This is a genomic window from Actinomyces israelii DSM 43320 (assembly GCF_000711965.1).
GTDB classification, from domain to species: domain Bacteria; phylum Actinomycetota; class Actinomycetes; order Actinomycetales; family Actinomycetaceae; genus Actinomyces; species Actinomyces israelii.
This window is the reverse complement of record NZ_JONS01000005.1, coordinates 103,355-126,372: the sequence shown is the minus strand read 5'-3', so window position 1 is coordinate 126,372 and position 23,018 is coordinate 103,355. Positions and strand designations below refer to the sequence as shown.

The window sequence follows — 23,018 nt, the reverse complement described above, 5'->3', positions numbered from 1 at the left end:
TCGGTTGGGCCGCGCAGCCGGGGCGTGCGCCGCGGCCCGGGCCGATCGGCGACCGGTCAGCCCGCGACGGCGCGCACGGAGGGCACTGAGGGCACTGAGATCTCGGCCTGCGCCTCGTCGCTCATGTCCTGGGTGGCGTGGGTGGGGGGCACCGCCGGGACCCCGTGCTCCGGCACGGGGGCGCCGACCGCGCGCAGCACGAAGGTGTCCAGGGCGTCGAGGTAGGCGGCGCGGGCGGCCGGCTCCGTCGGTGTCGGGCGACCGCCCATGACGCAGGCGTGCACGAGCGGAATGACCTGAGCGGGGTCCTGGGGCGGGATCGCCCCGGTGGCGACGGCGTCGGTGAGGATCTGGGCGAGCATCTGCGCCATGAGCCCGGCGTGGGCGCGCAGCCGGCCCGCCGTGCCGCGGGAGACCGAGTTCGCCAGCGGCCCGGAGGAGGGGAAGTGGAAGTGCCGTTTGATCAGGGCCTGCTGGCGCACGTAGACGCGCAGCCGGTCAATGGGGTCCTCGACCCCCGCCAGCGCGGCGGAGAGCTCCTCGGCGTAGCGGGCCGTCTCGTGCTCCATGAATGCCAGGAGGAGGTCCTCCTTGTCCGCGAAGTGGTTATAGACCGCGGTGCGCCCGACGCCGGCGTGCGAGGCGACGTCGGACAGGGTGATCTTGTCGAAGGAGCGCTTGGCCATCAGCTCCGACAGAGCGTCGAACAGGGCGGTACGGGTTCGTTCGCGGTGCTCGGCGAGCGAGCTTCCCATGATCTTCGGCATATGGCCACCCTAACCTACGAGGTGACGGAATCGCGAGAACCGTCAGAAAGGATGTGCGGCTCTTGGCGGGGTCGCCGCGGTGCGGATCGCCGCCAGGATGGGCAGATCGGCCTCCAGCCAGGGCAGCGCCCCGAGATCGTCCCAGGTGACCCATTGCACTGACTCGTGCGCGCCCCCGCGCTGCGGGCCGTGGTCGGGGTCGGCCGGCTCCGCGAGCCACACGCGCATCCGGTACCCGTGCATGGCGGGCCAGGCGGGGGCGTCGTCGTCGGGGAAGCTTCTGGGGAGGCGCGCGGACCCGGCCGCGGCGGGGGCGGGCGCCGGGGCCGGCACGGCGAGGCCCGAGGGCGGGCGGACCTCCTCTCCGAGGACGACCGTCAGGCCGAGCTCCTCGGCCAGCTCGCGCGCCAGCGCCCGGGTCGGGGTCTCGCCGGGCTCGACCTTGCCGCCGGGCAGCTCGTACTGGCCGGCGTGCTCGGCCGGGTAGGAGCGGGCGGCGCACAGCATGACGGTGGGGCGGGCGAGGCGGTCCACGACGGCGGCCGCCACGACGAGCCGCGACGAGGGGAGATCGGTCATGCCCGGGACTTTAGATGACTGACTCCAGTGGGGCGCGGGGCCCGGTCCGAGCGTGAGAGCCTCGCTGTGCGGGGAGGGGGGCGGCGCGCGTCCCTGAGGATATTTGTGCTTTTCTGTGAGAGCCTCGCTGTGCGGGGAGGGGGGACTGGTGCCCGGCGGGCGCCTCGGACCGATCTCGGCGCGGAACCGGACCGATCTCGGCGAGGGGGAGTGTGGCACACTTCCGGACGTGAACACTGACTGGAGCTCCTGGTGGTCCGACCCCCTGTCCCGCATCGCCTCCGACCAGCTCGCCCTGTGGATCGCCCTGGCGGTCCTGGCGGCGGTCCTGGCCTTCCCGACGGCGCGGCGCTGGGGGCGCACCCTGGTCACCATCGTGCACGAGGCCGGCCACGCCGGGGCCGGCATGCTCGTGGGGCGGAAGTTCCAGGGCTTCGTCGTCGAGAAGAACCTCGCCGGGCACGCCGTGACCGCGGGCAAGGAGCGCGGCCCCGGACGGGTCTTCACCACCTGGTCGGGCTATCCCGCGCCCGCGGTGCTCGGCGCCCTGGTCGCTCTCGCCGCGCTGGCGGGGTGGGGCGGCCTCGTCCTGATCCTGACCCTGGTGGCCCTCATGGTGCTGCTCGTCATGTCCCGCTCGGTGCGCACGGTGGTCCTCGTCGCCCTTGTGGGGGCGCTCACATTCGGCCTGTGGTGGTGGAGCGACAGCACGGCCGGCGCCCCGCTGCGCGCCGGTCTTGTCGCCGGGGTGGGCCTGGCGCTGCTCGTGGGAGCCTGGGACTCCCTGCGCGACGTCGCCGCCTCCCGGGACGGTGCGCAGGACCATCGCACGCTCGCGGCGCTCACCGGTGTGCCGGCCGGCCTGTGGCTGGTCACCTGGTTCCTCGTCGACGCCGCCGCGACCGGCGTCGTGGCGTGGAGCATATGGGGCGCCCTGACCTGAGCGCCGGGCCGGGCGCCGCAGTCCCGGCAGACGACGGCGGCCGGGGCCCAGCGCCTAAGCGGCCGGGACGAGGACGGTCGAGAAGGCCGAGAATGCCCGCACAGGCGTGCATGCGGGTGGTCAACGACCTGAAGCGCGCCCGCGGTCAGGGCCGAGGCCGAGGACGCGGGGATGCCGGGCGTCACAGTGCCGGGCGGCTTCGACCGATACGCTGGTGCAAAGACACCCTGACTACTCACCCGAGGAGCACCATGACCGGTCCTGTCACCTTTCTCGCCCGAGGCCTCCTGGCCGGCGTCTTCATCAATGGCGGTATCAGCCAGTTCAAGGGCGCCCGCCTGCTCGCCCCCAAGGTCGAAGCCGCGAAGGAGGAGTACGGCGTCGTCACCGAGGTGGCGGGGGAGGACCTGGTCAGGCTCAACGGCGCGGGCATGGTGCTCGCCGGCGGCGCCCTCGCCCTGGGCGTAGCACCGCGCCTGTCCGCTGCCGTACTTGTGAGCATGCTCATCCCGACGACGGTCGTCGGGCACCCCTTCTGGAAGATCGCGGACAAGGCCAAGCGGCGCACAGCCGTTTCGGGGACCCTGAGCAACGCCGCCATTACCGGCGGCCTGCTGCTCGTGGTGGCCGGGCGCAGGTGCTGACCCCGCGCTGCGGCGAGCGGCCGCGGCTGGTCACTGCGCCCTGCAGCAAGAGGGCCCGGAACCATCGCGGTCCCGGGCCCTGCCGGAGCGGGTGACGGGAATCGAACCCGCGCTGTCAGCTTGGGAAGCTGAAGTTCTACCATTGAACTACACCCGCGCTCACCTGCTGGAAGGTGCTGGAGCAGCATACCCCACATGGGCTCGGACCGGAAAACGTGCCCCGGGGGCCGGGGCGGCGTCGGCGGCGTATTACTTCTTACCGTCTTCCCATCGTGGAAGTCTGACCGGAGAAGCCGCTAGCCTGTGCCACGAGCCGTCGCACTCGGGCGGCCCTTCCCCACCCACATCGTGAGAGGCTCTTGATGAGTAACGCGTACGACCCCTCTGAGTACCCGCCGACGATGCCCATCGGCTCCGCCTCCGGCGCCGACGTCAACCAGTCGGGCGCCCCCTACTCGGCTGCGAGCCCTTACGCCTCCGCGCCGTCGGGCGCCCCCTACTCGGCTGCGAGCCCCTACGCCTCCGCGCCGTCGGGCGCCCAGCCCGGGTTCCAGCAGCCCGGGTTCCAGCAGCCCGGCGGGGCCGCCTACGCGCAGGACCCCGGGGCCCAGCAGGGCTACTACCCCGGCGCCGCCCCCGGGCAGATGCCCTACCCGCAGGCCGGCGTCGGCTACTACGACCAGAAGTCCAAGGTCGCCGCAGGCCTGCTCGGCATCTTCCTGGGCACGCTCGGCGTCCACAACTTCTACCTGGGCTACACCAACAAGGCCATCGGCCAGCTGGTGGGGACCATCGTCGGCTTTGTCCTCTCCATTATCGTCATCGGGATCTTCATCGTCCTGGGCATCCAGATCTGGGCCCTTGTCGAGGGCATCCTCATCCTGAGCGCACAGCCCGGCTCTCAGCCCTGGGGTGTGGACGCCCGCGGCGTGCCCCTGTCCAGCTGAGGTCAGGCCCGCGCGCGTGCGCCGGACTCGCGCGGGCCCGCGCCCTCGGGCCGCTGGCCTCTGGCACAATCAGCCCCGTGCTGCTCTCCGACCGCGACATCCGCGCCGAGCTCGACGTCGGCCGTGTCGTCCTCGACCCCTACGATCCCGAGATGGTCCAGCCCGCCTCGATCGACGTGCGACTGGATCGCTGGTTCCGCCTGTTCGACAACCACCGCTACCCGGTGATCGACCCGGCTGTCGAGCAGGACGGGCTCACCCACCTCATCGACGTCGGCCCAGACGACCCCTTCGTCCTCCACCCCGGCGAGTTCGTGCTCGGCTCCACCTACGAGCGCGTCACCCTGCCCGACGACGTCGCCGCCCGCCTGGAGGGCAAGTCGAGCCTGGGGCGCCTCGGCCTGCTCACGCACTCCACTGCAGGATTCATCGACCCTGGCTTCACCGGGCATGTCACGCTCGAGCTGAGCAACACGGCCACCATGCCCATCAAGCTGTGGCCGGGCATGAAAGTCGGCCAGCTGTGCTTCTTCCGGCTGTCCAGCCCCGCGCAGGCCCCCTACGGCTCGGGGGCGCACGGCTCGCGTTACCAGGGGCAGCGCGGTCCGACGGCGTCGCGCGGCCACAAGTCCTTCCACCGGATTCGCATCGAGCATATCGAGCATCCAGACGCATCGACCGCGGAGGGCGCCCCTCCGCACGACGCAGCCCCCGCCGGAACCGAGGAGCAGGCATGACGAGTCACCGAGCTGGCGGCACGAACCACCGGGCCGGTGCCCCGACCCGCCGGTCCGCCGCGTCGCATCGGGCCGCCGGGACCGGCCGGGACTCCGACGGCGCGGCCCGTCGGGCGAGCGCCTCCGACCAGGAGGCCGGAGGCGCCGGCACCTGGGCGGGCACGCCCCGCTGGGCAGGCCCCCCTGCTCGGGAGGCCGGGGGTTCTGGTGGCTCTGGTGGCTCTGTCTACGACGCCGGTGGTGCGGCCCGTCGGGTGAGCGGGTCTGCTCCGCAGGCCGGCGCCACGGGTCGTCGGGCCGGGGGCTCTGCGCCGGGGATCGGCGGCTTTGCGCGTGAGGGCGGTGGGGCTGCCGCTTCTCCCGGCGCCGCGGCCGGGGCTGCCGGTTCGCCCCGGCGGGTCAGCGCGGTCGAGCGGGCGGGCGACCCGGCCCGCCGCAGGGCCGGCTCGGCCCGGGAGGGCGTCGGCTCGACTCGCGGTGCGGGCGGTTCCGGCCGCAGAGCCAGCGGCTCCGTCCGTCAGGCTAGCAGCCACGCAGCCCCGCCCACCATGAACAGCCAGGTGGACGCGCCCACGATGACCATCGGCGCAGGCGACCTCGCTCTGTCCCTGCCCACCGAGACCGCGACCTTCTCCGCCGTCGGCACCCTGCCCATAGGGCGAGTGGACACCCGCCACCTGCTGGTCATGACCAAGGACATCACCGCCAACGAGGTCGAGGCCCTCGCCATGTCCCAGGACCTGCACTCGGGATGGGTCGGCGCCTCGCGTCTCCAGCTGCTTCCCGGCGCCGAGCTCCAGGGGCCCTGGAACCTGGACGACGAGCTGCGCGGCCTGCTCGACCTGCCGCCCTGGGCGGCGCAGGTCATGCTGCTGGAGTGCAAGCCGACGCGCTCCGGTCCGCTGCCGGCCGCGCTGACCGGCATCGACGCGCTCTCCGACGCCTTCCCACTGGCCCAGCCCACCGGCACCGAGCTCATCGCCCTGACCCGGATGCGGGCGATGGCCCGCCGCCTCGCGGGGGCGCTGCGCCTGGCGGGCGACCCCGAGGTCCGCGGAGGCAAACCGCGGCCCGTGCTCATCACCCCTGACCCGGAGACCTCCATCTCCCTGACCGTGTACGCGCCCGTGTGGATCGCGCCGGACGCCTCTGCCACGCTCATCGGCAATGTCGCACCCGGCGCCCGCCTGCGCATGGACACCATGAACATCTTCGGTCCCGGCGGCCTGGAGGCCGTCGGACAGGAGGCCCTGGAGCGGCTCGTGGCCTCCATCGGCGAGGACGCCCTGGACGAGGCGTGGCGCCGGGCGGAGCGGCAGCGGCGCGAGATGGGGGAGATCGAGGACCGCGCCATGGCCACGGGCGAGCCCATCGAGGAGATGCGCGACGGTTACGCCGTCGTCGCCGACGTCGACCCCGAGCTCCCCAGCCGGGGCATGATCGAGGTGCGGGTCCTGGGCACCGACGAGATGCCCCTGGCGGTGCGCGGCGAGTCGTGGGCCTCCGGGGGCGTGGTCTCCTACGGCGTCGTCTGGGTGCCGCGCGACCCCGCCGACGCGCGCAGCGAGACGATCTCCCGGGTGGGCCGGCGCACCCGCGGCGCCGCGCGCGAGCTCATCGAGAGGATCGCCCAGGTGATCGCCGGGGCCGCCCACGGGGTCGCGGTCGACGACGACGGGTTCCTCGTCGCCCTGGAGTGAGCGCCGGTCGCGCCCCGGTCGGGTCCGCCCGTCGCGAGCCGGCCCGGCCCGTCACCCGGCGGGCCGACGGAGCTCGCGCGGCAGGCGCAGCACGCCGTCGTCGGCGCGAGGCACCAGTCGGTCCTCCTGCGCCCGGGCGGCGGCCTCGTCCCACGTCCAGGCGCTGAAGGCCGCCGCCGACTCCAGGGACCGGGACCAGGCGACGACGTCGTCCCCTCGCTCGCGGCCCACGGACATGTAGTGGCGCAGCAGCCCGGCGCAGGCGCGGGCGTCGTCCAGCGCGCAGTGGTGGCTGCCGATCCGCACGCCCGCCGACTCGCAGCACATCACCAGGCGCCGCGACGGGGTGGTGATGTAGCTGCGGGCGAGCTCCATGGTGCACACCCGCGGGATGCGGGCTCCGCGGCCCAGGCGGTCGAGAGCGCCCAAGGCCTGGGTGAGGAAGCCGACATCGAAACGGGCGTTGTGGGCGACGACGGCGCGGCCGGCCAGGTCGCGCACGAGCAGGTCGGCGACCTCCGCCAGCGCCGGGGCGCCGATGAGGTCCTCGGCGACGAGCCCGTGGATGTAGGTGGGGCCCACGTCCACGCTCGCGCCGGGGTCCACCAGGGTGGTCCAGCTGCGCTGCGTGGAGCCGTCGGGGCCCAGGAGCACCAGGCCGATCTCGATAATGGAGTCCCTCGCCGGCGACAGCCCGGTGGTCTCCAGGTCGATGACCGCGTAGCCCACGTCGGCGGCGCTCGCGGCGGGCGCGGCAGCGGCCGGCGTTGCGGCGGGTGCGGGGGACAGGGCGGGCAGCGGGCGCAGTGCGCGGCCGGGGCGGTGGTAGAAGGGCATCGGCGGCATCGTATAGGCGCCCGCCCACACCAATGCGGAACCTGAACGGCGGGCAGCTGGCCCGTCCGCCCGCCGCGCCTGCCCGCCGTCGGGCACGTCCTGCTCGCCGCACTTGCCGCACTCGTCCGCCGCCCGCCGGGGTTCGCCGCCTGCGGGCCTGGTGCGGCCCGCCGGGCCCGGTGCGTCCGGGTGGGGCAGCGCGATTCCTGCCGCACTTTTAGGACGCTCGACCCCACCCGTGGGCGCCGGGTCGGGGGGTGCTGCACATTCGTTTGCGGTGCGCGCCGAGCGAAACCGCGGAATCATGCGGAAATGAGATCTCGACGAGCACCGAGATACCTCTCCCATGTGCGCAGACCCCCCTCTGCGCACATGGGAGCGCGTCAACCGATCTTGACGCATCTTGAGAAACCGCTGAATCTCAACGGAAACCTGCGCTATCCCTGCGACGGCCCTGCTCTCCCATGTGCAGCTTGCGCTCGTGTGACCGCCTGTCTGCTGAGGCTGGCCTCCGAGTTCTCGGGGAGCCGGTTAAGACTGCGTCGGGACGGCCGTCCAGCAGGTGCCCGGCCGACGCCTCGAATCGATCTTGATGCGGAGTACGAACGATCTCGGCGAAGGGAGGGGCGAGAGACGCAGGATTCGGCCCGCCCACCTGGCCCGTCTCCGGTCCGCCCGCGGAATCAATCATCTAGGCTCCGAGTCATGACCGACACCACGCCCACAGCGCCCACAGCGCCCACCGACCCCCCTGCGCCCGCAGCCCTGCGCACGCCCGCCACGACCCCCGTCACCAACTCGACCATCGCCGCCCAGATGGCCCACCGCACCATCCGCGCCTACACCGACGAGGGCATCGACGAGGACACGCTCACCACCCTCCTCGACGTCGCCCGGCACAGCGCCACCTCCTCCTTCCAGCAGCAGGTCACGATCATCCGCGTCCTCGACCCGGCCGTGCGCGAGCAGCTCCATCTCGCCTCCGGCCAGCCCTACGTGGGCGGGGACCGCGGGGAGCTGTTCGTCTTCGTCGTCGACCTGCACCGCAACGCCGCCCTGCGCGAGCGCGCCGGCGCCTCCCTGGAGCCCCTGGAGCGCACCAACCTCTTCCTCCAGGGCGTCGAGGACGCCGTCATCGCCGCGCAGAACGTTGTCGTCGCCGCCGAGTCACTCGGGCTGGGCACCACCTACCTCGGCTCGATCATCGGCGACGTCCGCCGCGTCATCAAGGCCCTCCGCCTGCCCACGCGCACCTACCCGGTCCTGGGCCTGCTCGTTGGGCACCCCGCCCAGGACCCCCAGTACAAGCCCCGTCTGCCGCGCGAGATCGTCGTCGGGACCGACGCCTACCCCGAGCTCGACGACCACCCGGACGCGCTGACCGCCTACGACGCCGAGGTCGAGCAGTACTACGACCTGCGCGACACCTCTCGGCGCGTGGACTCCTTCTCCGCTCAGATGGCCCGCGCGCTCGGGCAGGGGGCGGCCTCTCGCGCGCCCGTCCTGGAGGTCCTCCACGAGCAGCTCCTGTGCCTGAGCTGAGCGCGCCATGACGCGGTCCGCCTCCTCGCCCGACCGCTCGGCCGCACCGCGCGCCGTGTCCGCGCTCGCCGGGTTCGGCTTCCCTGTGGCCGTGGTCGCCTCGGAGCTGGACACCGACGGACGCGCGCGCACGCTCATCGAGGTGGGGGACGTCGACGAGATCTTCCCTTTCGCCTCGGTGACCAAGCCGATCGTGGCGTGGAGCGCGCTGGTCGCCGTCGAGCGCGGCCTGCTCGACCTGGAGGCTCCGGCTGGGGCGGGCACGGCGCACGGGCGGGCTGGGGCGGGCACGGCGCACGGGCGGGCTGGGGCGGGCACGGCGCACGGGCCGGCCGGGGCGGCCCTGCCTGGTGCCACGGTGCGCCACCTGCTGGCCCACGCCAGCGGCATCGCCTTCGACTCCGACGCCGTCCTGGCCGCCCCCGGAACGCGGCGCATCTACTCCAACCGGGGCATCGAGATCCTCGGCGAGCGGCTCGAGGAGGCCACGGCGACGCCCCTGGAGAGATGGGTCGAGACGACGGTGCTGGAGCCCCTGGGCATGTCCAGCGTGCTCGTGCCCGGGTCGCCCGCGCACTCGGGTGAGGGCAGCGCTCGCGACCTGGCGGTCTTCGCCCGCGAGCTCGCCGCGCCGAGGCTGGTCGGCGCGGACCTGGCCGCGAAGGCGACATCGGTGGCCTTCCCGGGGCTCGACGGCGTGCTGCCGGGCTACGGCCGGCAGGCGCCCAACGACTTCGGGCTGGGCGTGGAGGTGCGCGGCCGCAAGCGCCCGCACTGGACGGGGACGGCCAACAGCCCGGCGACCTTCGGGCACTTCGGCCAGTCGGGCTCCTTCGTCTGGGTGGACCCGGTGGCGCGGCGCCAGGCGGTCTTCCTGGGGGCGCAGCCCTTCAGGCGGGTGCACGTGACCCAGTGGCCCGAGCTGAGCGACCAGATCCTCGCCCTCTGACCGTCCGCCGCGCTTACTACGCTCCTTTGTTCCTTACTACGCTCCTTTTCCTCGTACAGTAAGGGACAAAGGAGCGTAGTAAGCGCGTCAGGCGGCGTCGGCGATGTCGATAATGACGGGCACGTGGTCGGAGGCGCCCTTGCCCTTGCGCTCGTCGCGGTCGATGGCCGCGCCGGTCACCCGTGACGCCAGCGCCGCCGAGCCGTAGATGAAGTCGATGCGCATGCCCTCGTTGCGCGGGAAGCGCAGCTTCTGGTAGTCCCAGTAGGTGTAGTTGGTGACGCGCCCGCGGGTCACCTCGGCCAGCCCCGCCTCCTCGAACGCCCGGAAGGCCGCCCGCTCGGGCTCCGAGACGTGGGTGGCGTCCTCGAAGACGCTCATGTCCCACACGTCCTCGTCGCGCGGCGCCACGTTCCAGTCGCCGACCAGCGCGAGCGCCTGCCCGGGCTCCTCCGCCAGCCACCGCCCGACGTCCTCGCGCAGCGCCGCCAGCCAGGCCAGCTTGTAGCGGTAGTGCGGGTGGGCGAGCTCCCGCCCGTTGGGCACGTACAGGCTCCACAGCCGCACCGCGCCCGACGACGGCGCCCCTGGTCCGCTCGTCTCAGTCGTGCCTGCCCTCCCGTCGTCCGAAGCGTCTCGCGCGCCCACGGTCGCCCCGAGCGCCCGGGCCTCGACGGCGGCGGCCGCGCCCTCCTTCCTGGCCCATCCCGGCTGCCCGGGGAACTCGGTGACGACGTCGGTCAGCCCCACCCGCGAGGCGATCGCCACCCCGTTCCACTGGTCCAGGCCGTGCACGGCCAGCTCATAGCCCGCGGCCTCGAAGGGGGCGCGGGGGAACTGGTCGGGCCTGCACTTGATCTCCTGCATGGCCAGCACGTCGATGTCCTCGCGCTCCAGGAAGGCGATGACGCGGTCGACGCGGGTGCGGACGGAGTTGACGTTCCAGGTGGCCAGGCGCATGGCCCCAGGGTAGCGGGGGAGGCGGGCAGGGTAGTGAGGACGGCGGGGAGGCGGGCTCAGCCGTGCGGGCGTCCGCGGCGCGATCGTCGTCGTGCTTCTAGCCGTGCGGGGCGTCGTCGGCCGGGAGGTAGAGCACGGCCGTGACCCCGGGCAGCGCGGCGAGGGCCTCCTCGATGAGGGGGCGCACCCGTCCCCAGTCGAGCCCGCCGTGCCCGCAGCCCAGCGGCGGGATCGCCAGGGAGGAGACTCCGAGCCCCACGACCGTCTCGACGAGGCTCGCCAGGCCCGTCTCGATGTCCGCGAGCCGGGAGGCCGACCGCCAGTGCCGTTTGGTCGGGAAGTTGATGATGTACCTCGGGTTGCCGTCGGCCCGCGTGGGCCACACGTGCATGCGCCCTGGGCTCAGCTCCCCGCGCCGGGCCGCGTCGCGGTAGCTGTCGAACATGTCCGGGTAGGCCCGCTTGAACTGCGAGGGCCAGCCCCTTGCCCATGACGCCGACGGTGTTGACGGCGTTGACCAGCGCCTCGACGTCGGCCGCCAGGATGTCGCCCCGGGCGTGCTGGATCATGGGCGGGCTCCTCCTGCGTTCTGCGTCGGGACGGACATTTTCGCACGAGAGACGGCGTCGCCGCCGATCTCGTCCGAGAGCGTCGATCTCGGACTGGCCGGGCGACGCGGACGCGCACAGGCCGCTCGCGGGGAGCCGATCATCTAGGCTCCTCCTATGGGAACCGCACTGATCACCGGCGCCACCGCCGGCATCGGCCTCGAGCTGGCGTGGCAGCTGGCCGAGGCGCACCATGACCTGGTCCTGGTCGCGCGCAGCCGGGAGAGTCTGACGGCCGTCGCCGAGCAGCTCTGCCAGGTCGCCGGCGTCGGCGTCGAGGTGCTGCCCGCGGACCTGTCAACACCTGCGGGCCGGGCGGCCGTCGCCGGTCGCCTGCGGCTGGAGCCCACCGTGGCGCGTGCGGCCGCGTCGACCGAGCGCCCCCGCGGGGCTGACGACGTCGCCGCCCGTCCGATCGACCTGCTCGTCAACAACGCGGGCTTCGCAGTCGGCCAGCCCTTCGTGGGCGGCGAGCTGGCTCAGGAGCGGCGCGCCCTGGCGGTCATGGTGGATGCGGTCATGGAGCTCACGCACGCGGTGCTGCCCGGGATGGTGACGCGCGGCCACGGCGCCGTCCTCAACATCTCCAGCGTGACGGCGCTGACGGCCATGGGGACCTACGCCGCCCACAAGGCCTGGGTGCGGACCTTCACTGAGGGGCTCGCCTCCGAGCTACGCGGCACCGGGGTGACGGCGACGGTGGTCAACCCGGGCATGACCCGCACCGAGTTCCACCGGCGGGCCGGCATGGACGAGACGGCGTGGCCGGGCGTCGTCTGGCTGCGGGCCGAGGACGTGGCGCGCGCCGCCCTGGACGCCGTGCGCCGGGGCCAGGTCATCTGCACGCCGAGCGCGCGCTACCGGACGGTCAACGCCGCCCTGCGGCTCGCCCCGCGCTGGCTCGTGCGGCGCGTGGCCGGGCGCGGGAGCTCGGGCGGGCCTCAGTGAAAGGTTGTGCATCTCACTGGAGCGTCCACCTATTAACTGCCATGATGAATGCATGGCTTCTATGACGCTCCACGGTTCTCCCGTTCACTCCGTCGGCGAGCTGCCCGCCGTCGGCTCGCACGCCCCGGCCTTCGAGCTGGTCGGCGCCGACCTCGGCCCGATCGACTCCGAGTCCCTGTCCGGCCGCCGCGTCGTGCTCAACATCTTCCCGTCGGTGGACACCGGCGTGTGCGCCACGAGCGTGCGCGAGTTCAACAGGCGCGCCTCCGGTCTGGCCAACACCGTCGTGGTCTGCGTCTCGAAGGACCTGCCCTTCGCGCAGGCGCGCTTCTGCGGCGCCGAGGGGCTCGACGACGTCGTCACGGCCTCGGCCTTCCGCTCCGCCTTCGGCGAGGACTACGGCGTCACCCTGACCGACAGCCCGCTGGCCGGCCTGCTCTCGCGCGCGGTCGTCGTGCTCGACGCCGACGGGACGGTGCTCTACACCCAGCAGGTTTCTGAGATCGGCGAGGAGCCCGACTACGAGGCGGCCGTCGCCGCCCTGTCCTGACGCATCCCGCGGGTCGGTCCGGGCCTGCGGGGACGACGGCCCGGGGGCGGCCCGGACCGCGAGCGCTGTATGCTCTCGGTCCGGGCCGCCTCTGCGCGTGTCTGTGCGTTCGGACCGGTCTCAAGCCGGAGCTCGACCGATCTCGGCGGGGCGGGGGCGGGGCCGCGTGTGCTGAACCTCAACTTTGATGACGTTGTGTGCTATCCTTGTTCTGTCCGGCGAGCGCAGGGTCGATGACGACGCGCAGCGAGACCGGGACACGACCAGGTGCAGGGGAGGGCCGTGTGAGACGTCTCATCAAGTCGCTGTGGCGCGGCTTCACGCGCGCCTTCGCCGGGTGGTCGGGGATCGCTCTGGCGGCGCTGCTCGGCGCTGTCCTGGGTGTGGGCCTGTTCACGCTGCAGTACTCGGGCGTCACCGGCTACCTCGGCGACGACCCCGCCACCTGCGCGAACTGCCACGCCATGCGCGAGGAGTACGAGGGGTGGCAGAAGGGCAGCCACCACGACGTCGCCACCTGCAACTCCTGCCACGCCCCGCACGACAGCATCGTCCACAAGTACATCAACAAGGCGGACAACGGCTTCTGGCACTCGTTGAAGTTCACGTTCCAGAACTATCCGGAGAATATTCAGATCCGCGAGCACAATCGCGAGATCACCGAGGCCGCCTGCCTCTACTGTCACTCCGACTACGTGGAGCAGGCTACTAACAGTTCGACCCACAAGGGTGAGACGGTGTCGTGCATCCACTGCCACGACGGCGTCGGGCACAAGAGGTGATGCGACATGAGTACCGAGAACGACGACGCCGAGGTGCCCGTCACCGACGCGGAGAAGCCCGCCGACGTCGAGGACTTCGACGACGACGCCGATACGCGCGCCGATCGCCGCGGGAAGCGCAGGAGGCGCACCTCCTGGACCGGTCCGCGCAGGCGGTGGGTGCCGATCGCCGTCCTTGTCGTCGTCGCCGTCGGCTCGGCGGCTCTGACCTGGCTGCTGACCACGATCGTCGAGCACAAGCAGGAGGCGAAGTGGCCCTTCGCCCAGGTGGTTCAGCTGACCGACACGACCTACGACCCGGCCGTGTGGGGCGAGAACTTCCCCATCCAGTACGAGCAGTACAAGAAGACCATCGAGGACACCGACGGCGATTTCGTCAAGGTCACCCCCACCGCCGAGGACCCTCGCGAGTACCACACGCTCTCCCGCATCGACATGGAGACTCGGGCCAAGCGGATGTGGCGCGGCTACGCGTTCTCCGTCGACTACACCGAGCCCCGCGGGCACGAGTGGGCGCTGGAGGACCAGAAGAACACCAAGCGGACCAAGCCCCCCTTCAAGCAGCCCGGAACCTGCCTGAACTGCCACGCCTCAATGCCCGAGGTCTATGACGAGCTCGGCAACGGGGACCGCAAGGCCGGGTTCGACGCCATGAACGCGATGTCCTACGGCGAGGCGGTCGAGCACGCCTCCTCGTCCATCGCCTGCATCGACTGCCACGATCCCAAGACCATGGAGCTGACGATCACCCGTCCGGCATTCATGGAGGGCATTAAGCAGGCCAAGGCCGCGGAGGGCATCACCGACTACGACGTCAACCGCGACGCCACCAATGAGGAGATGCGCACCTACGTGTGCGCGCAGTGCCACGTCGAGTACTACTTCGCCGGCGAGGGCAAGACCCTGACATTCCCGTGGAAGAAGGGCCTGACCGTCTACGACGCGATGGACTACTACGACGAGGTCGGCTGGACCGACTTCACCCACGAGGAGAGCGGCGCCTCGATTCTCAAGGCGCAGCACCCCGACTTCGAGACCTGGTCGCAGGGCATTCACGCGGCCAACGGCGTCACCTGCGCCGACTGCCACATGGCGTACAACCGCGAGGGGGCGTCGAAGGTCTCGAACCACCAGATCATGAGCCCCATGGCGAACGAGGACACGATCAACTCCTCCTGCCTGACCTGCCACCACTCGAGCGCCTCCGAGATGCGCGAGCGCGTCGAGGGCATCCAGACCCGCTGGCAGAGCTCGCTGAACGTGAGCTTCACGGCCCTCGACGCCCTGATCACCGATATCACCACGGCCGCCGGCAACGGCTCGGCCACCGAGGCGCAGCTGGCGACGGCGCGCGACTACCAGCGCAAGGCGCAGTTCGTCGTCGACTACTCCTTCTCCGAGAACGGGCGCGGCTTCCACGCTCCGGCGTACTCGATCTCCATCCTCAACCAGGCGACCGACTGGGCGCGCTCCGGCCAGCTGGCGCTGCGCGGGGTCGAGGTCGACAACGGCGTCGCCCCGGCGGTCCCGGAGCAGCACCTGCCGACCGGGAAGAAGTGATTGCGGCTGATGGGATCGCAGACATGCGGGGGAGTGGTGCGAGGCGATGACGCCTGAAGGCGGCGGAGTGGACCGGGAGGAGCTGGCATCCTTCCTCGCCACCGCTCCGGAGCACCTCAAGGGCTGGGCCGGCGAGCAGCTGGCCCAGCTCGAGGGCGCCGAGAGCGACGGGGCCGAGAAGGCGGGGCCCGCAGGCCCCGGGGCCGGGCGGAAGCCGAAGCGCCCCGGCGGCAAGAGTGGCGACGGCGGGCAGAAGGGCGCCGACGACGAGCGGGCAGCCGATGTCGAGGACATCCTGGGGGAGGACGACGAGGAGCCGGCCCCGCGGGCGCCCCGGACTGCGAAGAACCGCCCGCGCCCGGCGTCGAAGCTGGAGCAGCGGACCGGGGTCTCCCGGGTGAACCTGGTGCTGGTCATGCTCCTGGCTGCCGCCGTCGTCATCATTGTCCGGCAGATGGGGCTGATCGGGCAGGCGGGCCAGGACGGGTCGGCCATGACCATGCCGTCCAACCATCCGGCGGTCGGCGCCAGCGCGGACCCCTCCGCCGTGGCCGCGATGGACCAGGCCGAGCCGGTCGACACCGACAAGGAGGCCTCGCTCAAGGCCGAGGCCGAGGCGGACTCCACGAACATCACGGCCCGCCAGGAGCTGGGCGTCATGTACCTCAAGGCGGACCTGTACCAGGACTCCATCACCTGGCTGCAGCAGGTCCTCGACATCGACCCCAATAACCTGGACGCGCTCCTGGCGATCGGCAGCGCGGAGTACGGGTCGAACCAGTACGACGCCGCGGAGAAGCACTGGCGGCGCGCGGCCGAAGTGGATCCCGGTGTCGCCGAGCCCTGGTACAACCTGGGGTTCCTCTACATGGCCAAGACGCCGCCGGACACCGGGCGCGCGGTCGAGTGCTGGAACAAGGTGCTCGAGATCTCCCCCGACTCGGAGCTGGCGGCGGGCGTGCGCACCCACCTGAGCCGCATTGCCACCGCCTCCCCCACGGCGACGCCAGCACCTGCGACGCCGTCGGCCGGAGGGTAGCCGCATGGAGATCACGCTTCCGGTGGCCCTGCTCGCGGGACTTGTCTCCTTCGCCTCCCCCTGCTTCCTGCCCATCGTCCCGGCCTTCGTCGGCCAGCTCGTGGGGACGGGCGCCGGGCGGGTGAGCGGGCGCGCGGCCCTGGGCAATGCGCTGTGCTTCGTCGCGGGGTTCTCCGCGGTCTTCATCGCGCTGTGGGCGTCGCTGGGCCTGGTCGGGCGGTCGCTCGGCCCCTACGCGGTCTACGCCCGCATCGCCGGCGGGGCCGTCCTGGTGTTCATGGGCCTGCACGTGGCGGGGGTCCTGAGCATCGGCCCGCTCAACGGCATGGTGCGGGCCTCCATGCCGCGGGGGAGCGCCTCGCCGCTGCGCGCCGGCCTCATGGGCGTCGTCTTCGGCGCGGGCTGGACCCCGTGCATCGGGCCGATCCTCAGCGGCATCCTCGCCCTGGCGACCATGAGCGCCACGGCCTGGTCGGGCGTCTCCCTCATGAGCGCCTACTGCCTGGGCCTGGGCGCGCCGATCGTCGCCGTCGCCCTCGGGTCCGCGCAGGTCACCAGGCGCTTCGACTGGTTCCGGCGCCACCACGTGGGCGTCTCGCTGGCGAGCGGGAGCCTGCTGGTGGCCGTCGGCTTTCTCATGATCACCAACCTGTTCGCCAAGCTGGCCGGTCTGGTCCCGGAGCTTGGGATCTGAGGAGAGGCAGCGGATGAGCGAGGACATCACCCCGAAGGAGAGCCGGACGAACAGCTCCGCTCCGGTGGACGGCCTGGACGACCCGGCCGCCCTCTCCCCGGGGCAGGTCCTGGGGCAGATCTACGCCTTCTTCTACAAGAAGGTCGTCGGCCTGGTCCTCCTCCTGCTGGCGGGACTGCTCTCGCTCCTGGGCGTGCTCTTCGCGCAGATGCCGGCCGAGGTCAGAAGCGACCCGGAGGCCACCACCCGGTGGCTGGAGCAGGCCCGGCAGGTCTACGGCGGCTGGACCGGCGTCCTGCACAGGGCCGGCGTCTTCACCATGTTCACCTCGATCCCGTTCCTGATGGTGATGGGGCTGCTCGCCGCCTCGATCATCGCGTGCACCGTGCACCGGCTGCCGATCATCTGGAGGGCCGCCCGCCACCCGCGCGTCAGGGTGACCGCCCGGTTCTTCGACCGCGCCCGGCTGCGCTCCCGCTTCACCGCCCCGGTCAGCGCCGAGAAGGCCTTCGAGACCGTCTGCGCCGACGCCCGCGGGCACCGCATGCGGGTGATCATCGACGGCAGCGGCCCCGGCCGCAGCGCCTACATCGACCGCTGCTCCTGGGGGCCCTTCGGCACCATCTTCGCCCACACCGCCTTCGTGATCATTATGGCCGGCTTCGTCGTCTCCTCCTTCACCGGTTTCCGCGACCAGCAGTTCACCCTGACCGTCGGCTACCCCAAGGACGTCGGCCACGGCACCACCCTGGTGGCCGAGGCCAAGGGGTTCCAGGACACCTACTACGACGACGGCTCCCCCAAGGACTACGTCTCCGATCTGGTGCTCTACGACGGTGACCGCCAGGTGGCCGGCCGCCAGGTGCGGATCAACTCCCCCCTGTCCTACGACGGCGTCATGTTCCACCAGGCCTACTTCGGCGTGGCCGCCGTCCTGAGGATCACCGACTCCTCCGGGGCGGAGGTCTTCCACGACGGCGTCGCCCTGGAACGGACCACCAAGGACAAGAAGCTCATCTACGGGCGCACCACCCTGCCCGACGGCAACACCCTCGTCGTCGTCGGATCGGCCTCCGGCCAGACCGCCACCGGCATCGAGCCCGGCCAGGTGGGGATCGAGATCTACGAGGGCGACACGAGCAACCCCGTTGACAGGACCACGCTCGACACGGGTACCCCGACGCCCCTGGGGGACTACACCTTCACCTTCGAGCGGGAGCAGCAGTTCACCGGAATGATCGTCAAGAAGGACCCGGGGACCGGGCTCGTGTGGTTCGGGTTCCTCCTGCTGTTCGTCGGCACCTGCATGACGATGCTCGCCCGGCACCGGCGGCTGTGGGTGCGAGTGACCGAGACCGATGACGGGGCTCTCGTCCAGATGGCCTCGCCGGACCGGCAGGACTCCGGGTTCACCAGGTTCTTCACGGACATGACTGTGCGCGTCAGCAAAGAGATGAGTGACGCGGGCGAGACTACCGACGCGACCGACGCGACCGACGCGACCGACGCGACCGGCACAAGCGGCACGAGCGGCACAGTCCGCACCCACGAGAGGACGACCACCGATGATTGAGTACTCCCAGGCCCTCCTGCTCATCACCACAACACTCGTAGCCCTGTCCACCATCGCCTACCTGGGCGCCTTCTTCGCGGTCCGGATGTCGGCGAGGGCGGCGAGGGCGGCCCCGACCGCCGCCTCCGAGCCTGCCGGCACGGTGGTCATCAACACCGGCGACGGCGACCGGACCGTGGCGGTGACCGGGGGGATCCGTCACGCCCCGATCAAGCGGTTCACCGTCACCTGGTGGGCCGCCAAGTCCACGCAGCTGGGCCTGGTGCTGCTGACCGGGTCGCTGATCACCCGCACGATCGCGACCGGCCACATGCCCTTCTCGAACCACTACGAGTTCGCAATCTCCTTCGCCTGGGGCATGATCCTCGCCCAGGTGTACTTCGAGTGGCGCTACCGGGTGCGCACCATGTCGGTCATTGTGCTGCCGGTGATTCTGGCGATGCTCATCTACGCCTCCACCCTGTCCTACAGGCCGAGCCCGCTCATGCCGGCGCTGCAGAACTCCCCGCTGCTCACCCTGCACGTGCTCACCGCCTCCATCGGCTACGGTGCGGCCGTGGTCTCCTTCGCGGCCGCGGTCATGTACCTGCTCGCGCCCTACGTGAAGTGGAAGGGCTGGCCCAGGGAGGAGGTGCTCGACGACCTCGGCTACAGGGCCACGGTGGTTACCTTCCCCATGCTGACCCTCATGCTTATCCTGGGGTCGATCTGGGCCAATGTCGCGTGGGGCCGCTACTGGGGCTGGGACCCGAAAGAGACCGCGGCCCTGATCACCTGGCTGATCTACGGCGCATACCTGCACGCGCGGGTGACCCGCGGCTGGCGGGGATCGAAGTCGGCGTGGCTGCTCATCCTCGGCTTCTGCGCCGTCATCTTCACCTATCTGGGCAACCTGTTCTTCGGAGGTCTGCACTCCTATGCCTGATCGTTCCGATCCGCCCGAGCACGACGACGAGCCGGGCGAGCTCGCAGAGTCTGACGAACGGGCCGACGGGCCCGATGAGCCGGCCGAGCCGGATGAGCTGGCCGAGTCTGACGTCAGGCCCGATGAGCTGGCCGAGCCGGCCGAGCCGGATGAGCTGGCCGAGTCCGACGTCGGCTCCGCCGAGTCCGACGAGTCGGACGAGTCGGACGAGAAGCGCTCGTCCGCCGACGAGCCGGCTTGGCGGGCCCGCCTGCGCCGCTCCGGCTTCGGCCAGATCGCCGTCGTCCTGGTGACGTCCTTCGCCATCGCCATTGCGGCTTGGTGGGTGGTCAAGCCGAGCACCGCCGAGGACCCCCAGGCCGAGACGGCCGTCGTCACCCAGGTGGAGGTCGAAGGCGTGCAGAAGGCACCGGTGGCGGGGGACGCGGCCCCGGCCTTCGAGGGCGCCGACATCGAGGGCCACCGGGTGTCGCTGGCGCAGATGCGGGGCAAGCCGGTGTGGCTCGTGTTTATGGCCACCTGGTGCACGGGCTGCCGCACCGAGATGCCCGATGTGCAGGCCGCTGCTGCCGCCCACGGCGATGACATCCAGGTCGTCGTGGTCTACGTCGGGGAGAGCCTTCCGGCGGTCCGCTCCTACTCCGAGCGCGTCGGCAACGACTTCACCCAGGTCGCCGACCAGGACCAGACCGTCTCCGCGTCCTACGGGATTATGGGCGTGCCCTCGCACTTCTTCGTTGACGCCGACGGTGTGGTCCAGCAGGTGCACGTCGGGCCGCTCGGCCCCGATCAGATGGATCAGTCGATCGAGGCGGTCAAGGCCGGCTGAGTCCATCGGCGAGCCGCCCGTCCCCCGTCCTCTGCCCGTCCCCTTTCCTTTTGCCGAGATCGGTTCAGCCTCGCACCGAGATCGGTCGGGTTCCGCGTCGAGATCGGTCCGGGACACCCGTTGCGCACTTCTCCGTCAAGAGCGGTCTCCTCGAAGACCCCAGAGCCCCGACAGGCCGGCAGACTCCACTCGCCCGGCCGGGTCCTGCACGGGGTCGTGCCCTCGCCCGCCAGGTCGCGCCTTGGACGTCGCGGTGGGAAAAGGTGGCTCCTACGCACTTTTAAGGTGGTCGGCGGTCTCGGGCGCGGTGTGGATCGGTGTGATTCCGCGGTTCTGCAGCACAGGCGGGGCGGGGTTCGGCGTTAAAAGTGCGTAGGAGCCACCTTTTCCCTCAGGACGTTGACGTCCGATGTCGCCCGGGCGGGCGCCTCGAACCGATCTCGGCGCGTAGTACGACCGATCTTGACGAAAGGGGGCGCCGGGGTCTGCCGGGGGGGCGCAGAGGCGAGCACTCAGACGCCCGACTCGTCCTGCGCCCCGCCGGAATCAATCATCTAGCCTGGTGGGGTGACAACGAATGACTCCCAGCGCGCCCGTCTAGCCCAGCTCGTCACCAGCCTCGCCGTCGTGCGCGGCCGGGTCACCCTCGCCTCCGGTGCCGAGTCCGACTTCTACGTCGATATGCGCCGGGCGACCCTGCACCACGATGCCGCGCCCCTCATCGGCCACGTCATGCTCGACATGCTGGAGGAGGCGGGTCTGAGCACGGACGACGTCGACGCCGTCGGGGGCCTGACCATGGGGGCCGACCCTGTGGCCACCGCCATGCTTCACGCCGCCGCCTCGCGCGGACTGGACCTGGACGCATTCGTCGTGCGCAAGGCCGCCAAGGACCACGGCATGAGGCGCCGCATCGAGGGGCCCGAGGTCACCGGTCGCAGGGTGGTGGTCCTGGAGGACACCTCCACCACCGGCGGCTCCCCGCTGGAGGCCGTCGACGCGCTGCGCGAGGCCGGCGCGAACGTGCTGGCCGTGGCCGTCGTCGTGGACCGCGACACTGGCGCGCGCGAGCGCATTGAGGCCCAGGGCCTGCCCTATTACGCCGCGCTCGGCCTGGCCGACCTCGGTCTGGGCTGACCCGCCCGACCCGCCTGCCGTCTTTTCGCCGAGATCGGTAGTATCCCGCACCGAGATCGGTCGAGTTCCGGCTCGAGATCGGTTCACGTGTGCACCAAGCGGCCTCCGTTCATCGTCTCGCTTGGACCCCCGGCGTCGTCGGACTCACGGAGGCGGCGCCGTGGAGTCGCGGACCACCAGCTGCGTGGGGACCTCGACGACGGGCCCCGCCTCCACCCCCAGGGCCAGGCGGGCCGCGGCCTCGCCCACGGCCGCGAAGTCCAGGCGCACGGTCGTCAGGGCCGGGATCATGCCGGGAGCGTGGGGGTGATCATCCACGCCCACCACGGAGACGTCCTGCGGCACCCGGGCGCCTTCGCGCGCGAGCCCCGCGACCAGCCCGATCGCCAGGTCGTCGTTGCCGCACAGGACCGCCGTCGCCCCTGAGGCCCGCACGGTCGCGGCGGCTCGCAGCCCCGTCTCCACCGACCAGCCGAGGGCCAGGGGCTCGCCGCCGCGCAGGTGGCGTTGGGCCAGGACCTCGCGCCAGCCGGCCAGGCGCGGATCCGGGTGGCCAGCACTCGGTACGCCCACATAGGCCAGCTGCTCGTGGCCCAGGTCGCACAGGTGCCGGGTCGCGGTCATGGCGCCGGCGTAGTCGTCCGTCCAGGCCCGGGGCGGCTCCTCTTGTTCGGGGTCCGGGCGGCCTCCGGCGATCGCCACCGGCAGGTCCACGGGCAGGTCTTCCAGGGTCGCCACGCTCAGGGAGTCGAACTCCAGGAGGACGACGCCGTCCACGCGTCCGTCCAGGGCGCGGGAGAGGATCTCGCGCCGCCGCTGCGGGCCGCCGCTCAGGCCGTGGACGGACAGGTCCACGCCGAACTCGTCGGAGGCGGCTAGCACCCCCGACACGGTCGCCCAGTAGCCGGTGCGGCTGATGTCCGTGGAGAGGACCAGGAGGTGGGCGCGGTCGGTGGCGGGGCGATATCCCAGGTCGCGGGCGGCCCGTCGCACCCGCTTGGTGGTGGGGGAGGCCGCCGGCTGGTCTCTGCTCAGGGCGCGTGATGCGGTCGCCTTGGATGTCGCGGCGCGGGCGGCGACGTCGGCGAGCCGGGGCGGGAACCACGGGCGCCTGGTCTCGTTCATGCGCCACCTCTCCGACGTCGTTCCCCGGTGGGGCGCCCGAGGCGGAACGGGCGCCCCACCAGGCTACGCGAGGGGGCGGCCGTCCCCGTCTGCTGGAGGTCACGAGTTCGAGTCATGCTGCTGTGAGGCCCGCATGAGTAGCGGGACGGGAGGCCGCTTTGCTCGGCGCGGGTTGTAACCGCCCGGCCGGTTGCGGCCGGTGCGCCTGTGGGTCTTGTCAGGCCCGGTGACCTAGTGCGTCGTCGGCTTGGCGGAGCTCGGCGGGCGAGGCCGAGCGTCGCTGTCTGCTGGGACTCAGCTGGCTGGACCTGGGGTGAGAGCCGGTCGTGATTTCCCACGTCGAGATCGGTTCGGTTCCGGCTCGAGATCGGTTCGTTGTCGCTCTGGCAGTGGTGCGGGGCGGGGATGCGGGTTGGCCGCTGGGGGGCTCGGGCGTCATGGTTCTTCTCGCGGTCCAGAGGATGGGCCGGGTCGGCCGGATGATGATGTGTTGGGCCTGTCGGAGTGCGCAGCTGTCCGTCAGAATGACATTGGCTGCTCGGGCTGCTGAGGCGCCGGTGGGGAACCGCGTCATTGCAGGGATGTCTTCGAGGGGAAGGGCGTCCGAGGGGTCCAATGTCATTCTGGCGGACACCCGGTCCCG

Annotated in this window: 22 protein-coding genes, 1 tRNA gene and 1 pseudogene; 17 read left to right on the top strand and 7 right to left on the bottom strand. The window is 71.6% G+C overall.

Annotated features, from left to right (window positions below; translation table 11 throughout):
- Positions 1 to 56: 56 nt before the first annotated feature.
- Both O145_RS03915 and O145_RS03910 read right to left on the bottom strand, forming a co-directional pair.
- The gene (locus O145_RS03915; protein WP_043559973.1) at positions 57 to 767 is read right to left on the bottom strand and encodes a TetR/AcrR family transcriptional regulator; all 711 of its coding nucleotides are present in this window, start codon (positions 765 to 767) and stop codon (positions 57 to 59) included.
- A 42-nt stretch (positions 768 to 809) separates the two neighbouring features.
- Entirely contained in the window at positions 810 to 1,346 is a 537-nt protein-coding gene (locus O145_RS03910) for an NUDIX domain-containing protein (protein WP_043559971.1), read from the bottom strand.
- A gap of 229 nt (positions 1,347 to 1,575) precedes the next feature.
- Between O145_RS03910 and O145_RS03905 the strand changes: the two genes are divergently transcribed.
- Positions 1,576 to 2,289 carry a M50 family metallopeptidase gene (locus O145_RS03905; protein ID WP_043560057.1) on the top strand — a complete coding sequence of 238 codons (714 nt, stop codon included), beginning with the start codon at positions 1,576 to 1,578 and terminating at the stop codon, positions 2,287 to 2,289.
- Positions 2,290 to 2,540: 251 nt separating this feature from the next.
- A complete protein-coding gene (locus O145_RS03900; RefSeq protein WP_043559969.1) occupies positions 2,541 to 2,933 on the top strand; it encodes a DoxX family protein in 393 nt (130 codons plus the stop codon).
- A gap of 86 nt (positions 2,934 to 3,019) precedes the next feature.
- Here O145_RS03900 and O145_RS03895 read toward each other — a convergent pair.
- Positions 3,020 to 3,090, bottom strand: a tRNA-Gly gene (locus O145_RS03895).
- 205 nt (positions 3,091 to 3,295) lie between these two features.
- Here O145_RS03895 and O145_RS03890 point away from each other — a divergent pair.
- The 3 genes from O145_RS03890 (at position 3,296) to O145_RS03880 (ending at position 6,317) form a co-directional block, all read left to right on the top strand.
- Positions 3,296 to 3,880 carry a TM2 domain-containing protein gene (locus tag O145_RS03890; protein WP_043559967.1) on the top strand — a complete coding sequence of 195 codons (585 nt, stop codon included), beginning with the start codon at positions 3,296 to 3,298 and terminating at the stop codon, positions 3,878 to 3,880.
- A 77-nt stretch (positions 3,881 to 3,957) separates the two neighbouring features.
- On the top strand, positions 3,958 to 4,617 hold the full coding sequence (dcd, locus tag O145_RS03885) for a dCTP deaminase (protein ID WP_043559965.1): 660 nt from the start codon (positions 3,958 to 3,960) through the stop codon (positions 4,615 to 4,617).
- Between the two features lie 575 nt (positions 4,618 to 5,192).
- Positions 5,193 to 6,317, top strand: a complete 1,125-nt coding sequence (locus O145_RS03880; protein ID WP_043560054.1) for a hypothetical protein — start codon at positions 5,193 to 5,195, stop codon at positions 6,315 to 6,317.
- A gap of 51 nt (positions 6,318 to 6,368) precedes the next feature.
- On the opposite strand, the gene O145_RS03875 is transcribed toward O145_RS03880, so the two are convergent.
- On the bottom strand, positions 6,369 to 7,154 hold the full coding sequence (locus O145_RS03875; RefSeq protein ID WP_043559963.1) for a 3'-5' exonuclease: 786 nt from the start codon (positions 7,152 to 7,154) through the stop codon (positions 6,369 to 6,371).
- 705 nt (positions 7,155 to 7,859) lie between these two features.
- Between O145_RS03875 and O145_RS03870 the strand changes: the two genes are divergently transcribed.
- The gene (locus O145_RS03870) at positions 7,860 to 8,696 is read left to right on the top strand and encodes an NADPH-dependent oxidoreductase (RefSeq protein ID WP_043559961.1); all 837 of its coding nucleotides are present in this window, start codon (positions 7,860 to 7,862) and stop codon (positions 8,694 to 8,696) included.
- A 7-nt stretch (positions 8,697 to 8,703) separates the two neighbouring features.
- A complete protein-coding gene (locus tag O145_RS03865) occupies positions 8,704 to 9,645 on the top strand; it encodes a serine hydrolase domain-containing protein (RefSeq protein ID WP_043559959.1) in 942 nt (313 codons plus the stop codon).
- 87 nt (positions 9,646 to 9,732) lie between these two features.
- Here O145_RS03865 and O145_RS03860 read toward each other — a convergent pair whose 3' ends face one another.
- Both O145_RS03860 and O145_RS03855 read right to left on the bottom strand, forming a co-directional pair.
- Complete coding sequence (locus tag O145_RS03860; protein WP_043559957.1) at positions 9,733 to 10,605, bottom strand: exodeoxyribonuclease III; 873 nt, start codon at positions 10,603 to 10,605, stop codon at positions 9,733 to 9,735.
- Between the two features lie 97 nt (positions 10,606 to 10,702).
- Positions 10,703 to 11,080 (bottom strand): annotated as a pseudogene (locus O145_RS03855) (macro domain-containing protein); the annotation flags it as partial.
- Between the two features lie 250 nt (positions 11,081 to 11,330).
- Here O145_RS03855 and O145_RS03850 point away from each other — a divergent pair.
- From O145_RS03850 to pyrE, 10 genes are all read left to right on the top strand, one after another.
- Complete coding sequence (locus O145_RS03850) at positions 11,331 to 12,161, top strand: SDR family NAD(P)-dependent oxidoreductase (protein ID WP_043559954.1); 831 nt, start codon at positions 11,331 to 11,333, stop codon at positions 12,159 to 12,161.
- A 52-nt stretch (positions 12,162 to 12,213) separates the two neighbouring features.
- Positions 12,214 to 12,711: a thiol peroxidase gene (gene tpx / locus O145_RS03845; RefSeq protein WP_043559952.1), complete on the top strand. Its 498-nt coding sequence runs from the start codon at positions 12,214 to 12,216 to the stop codon at positions 12,709 to 12,711.
- Positions 12,712 to 12,995: 284 nt separating this feature from the next.
- Positions 12,996 to 13,493 (top strand): cytochrome c nitrite reductase small subunit, encoded by a 498-nt coding sequence (gene nrfH, locus O145_RS03840; RefSeq protein WP_043559950.1) that lies wholly within the window; start codon positions 12,996 to 12,998, stop codon positions 13,491 to 13,493.
- A 6-nt stretch (positions 13,494 to 13,499) separates the two neighbouring features.
- A complete protein-coding gene (locus tag O145_RS03835; protein WP_043559947.1) occupies positions 13,500 to 15,053 on the top strand; it encodes an ammonia-forming cytochrome c nitrite reductase subunit c552 in 1,554 nt (517 codons plus the stop codon).
- A gap of 46 nt (positions 15,054 to 15,099) precedes the next feature.
- Positions 15,100 to 16,092 carry a tetratricopeptide repeat protein gene (locus O145_RS03830; RefSeq protein ID WP_043559945.1) on the top strand — a complete coding sequence of 331 codons (993 nt, stop codon included), beginning with the start codon at positions 15,100 to 15,102 and terminating at the stop codon, positions 16,090 to 16,092.
- 4 nt (positions 16,093 to 16,096) lie between these two features.
- Positions 16,097 to 16,786 (top strand): cytochrome c biogenesis CcdA family protein, encoded by a 690-nt coding sequence (locus O145_RS03825; RefSeq protein WP_043559943.1) that lies wholly within the window; start codon positions 16,097 to 16,099, stop codon positions 16,784 to 16,786.
- A gap of 13 nt (positions 16,787 to 16,799) precedes the next feature.
- Positions 16,800 to 18,359: a cytochrome c biogenesis ResB family protein gene (locus O145_RS03820; protein WP_084682350.1), complete on the top strand. Its 1,560-nt coding sequence runs from the start codon at positions 16,800 to 16,802 to the stop codon at positions 18,357 to 18,359.
- Complete coding sequence (ccsB, locus tag O145_RS03815) at positions 18,352 to 19,284, top strand: c-type cytochrome biogenesis protein CcsB (protein WP_043559941.1); 933 nt, start codon at positions 18,352 to 18,354, stop codon at positions 19,282 to 19,284. The genes O145_RS03820 and ccsB overlap by 8 nt, the downstream gene beginning before the upstream one ends.
- On the top strand, positions 19,277 to 20,113 hold the full coding sequence (locus O145_RS03810) for a TlpA family protein disulfide reductase (protein ID WP_084682349.1): 837 nt from the start codon (positions 19,277 to 19,279) through the stop codon (positions 20,111 to 20,113). The genes ccsB and O145_RS03810 overlap by 8 nt, the downstream gene beginning before the upstream one ends.
- 567 nt (positions 20,114 to 20,680) lie before the next feature.
- Positions 20,681 to 21,250 carry an orotate phosphoribosyltransferase gene (gene pyrE, locus O145_RS03805; protein ID WP_043559939.1) on the top strand — a complete coding sequence of 190 codons (570 nt, stop codon included), beginning with the start codon at positions 20,681 to 20,683 and terminating at the stop codon, positions 21,248 to 21,250.
- Between the two features lie 144 nt (positions 21,251 to 21,394).
- On the opposite strand, the gene O145_RS03800 is transcribed toward pyrE, so the two are convergent.
- A complete protein-coding gene (locus tag O145_RS03800; protein WP_043559937.1) occupies positions 21,395 to 22,375 on the bottom strand; it encodes a LacI family DNA-binding transcriptional regulator in 981 nt (326 codons plus the stop codon).
- Positions 22,376 to 23,018 lie beyond the last annotated feature (643 nt).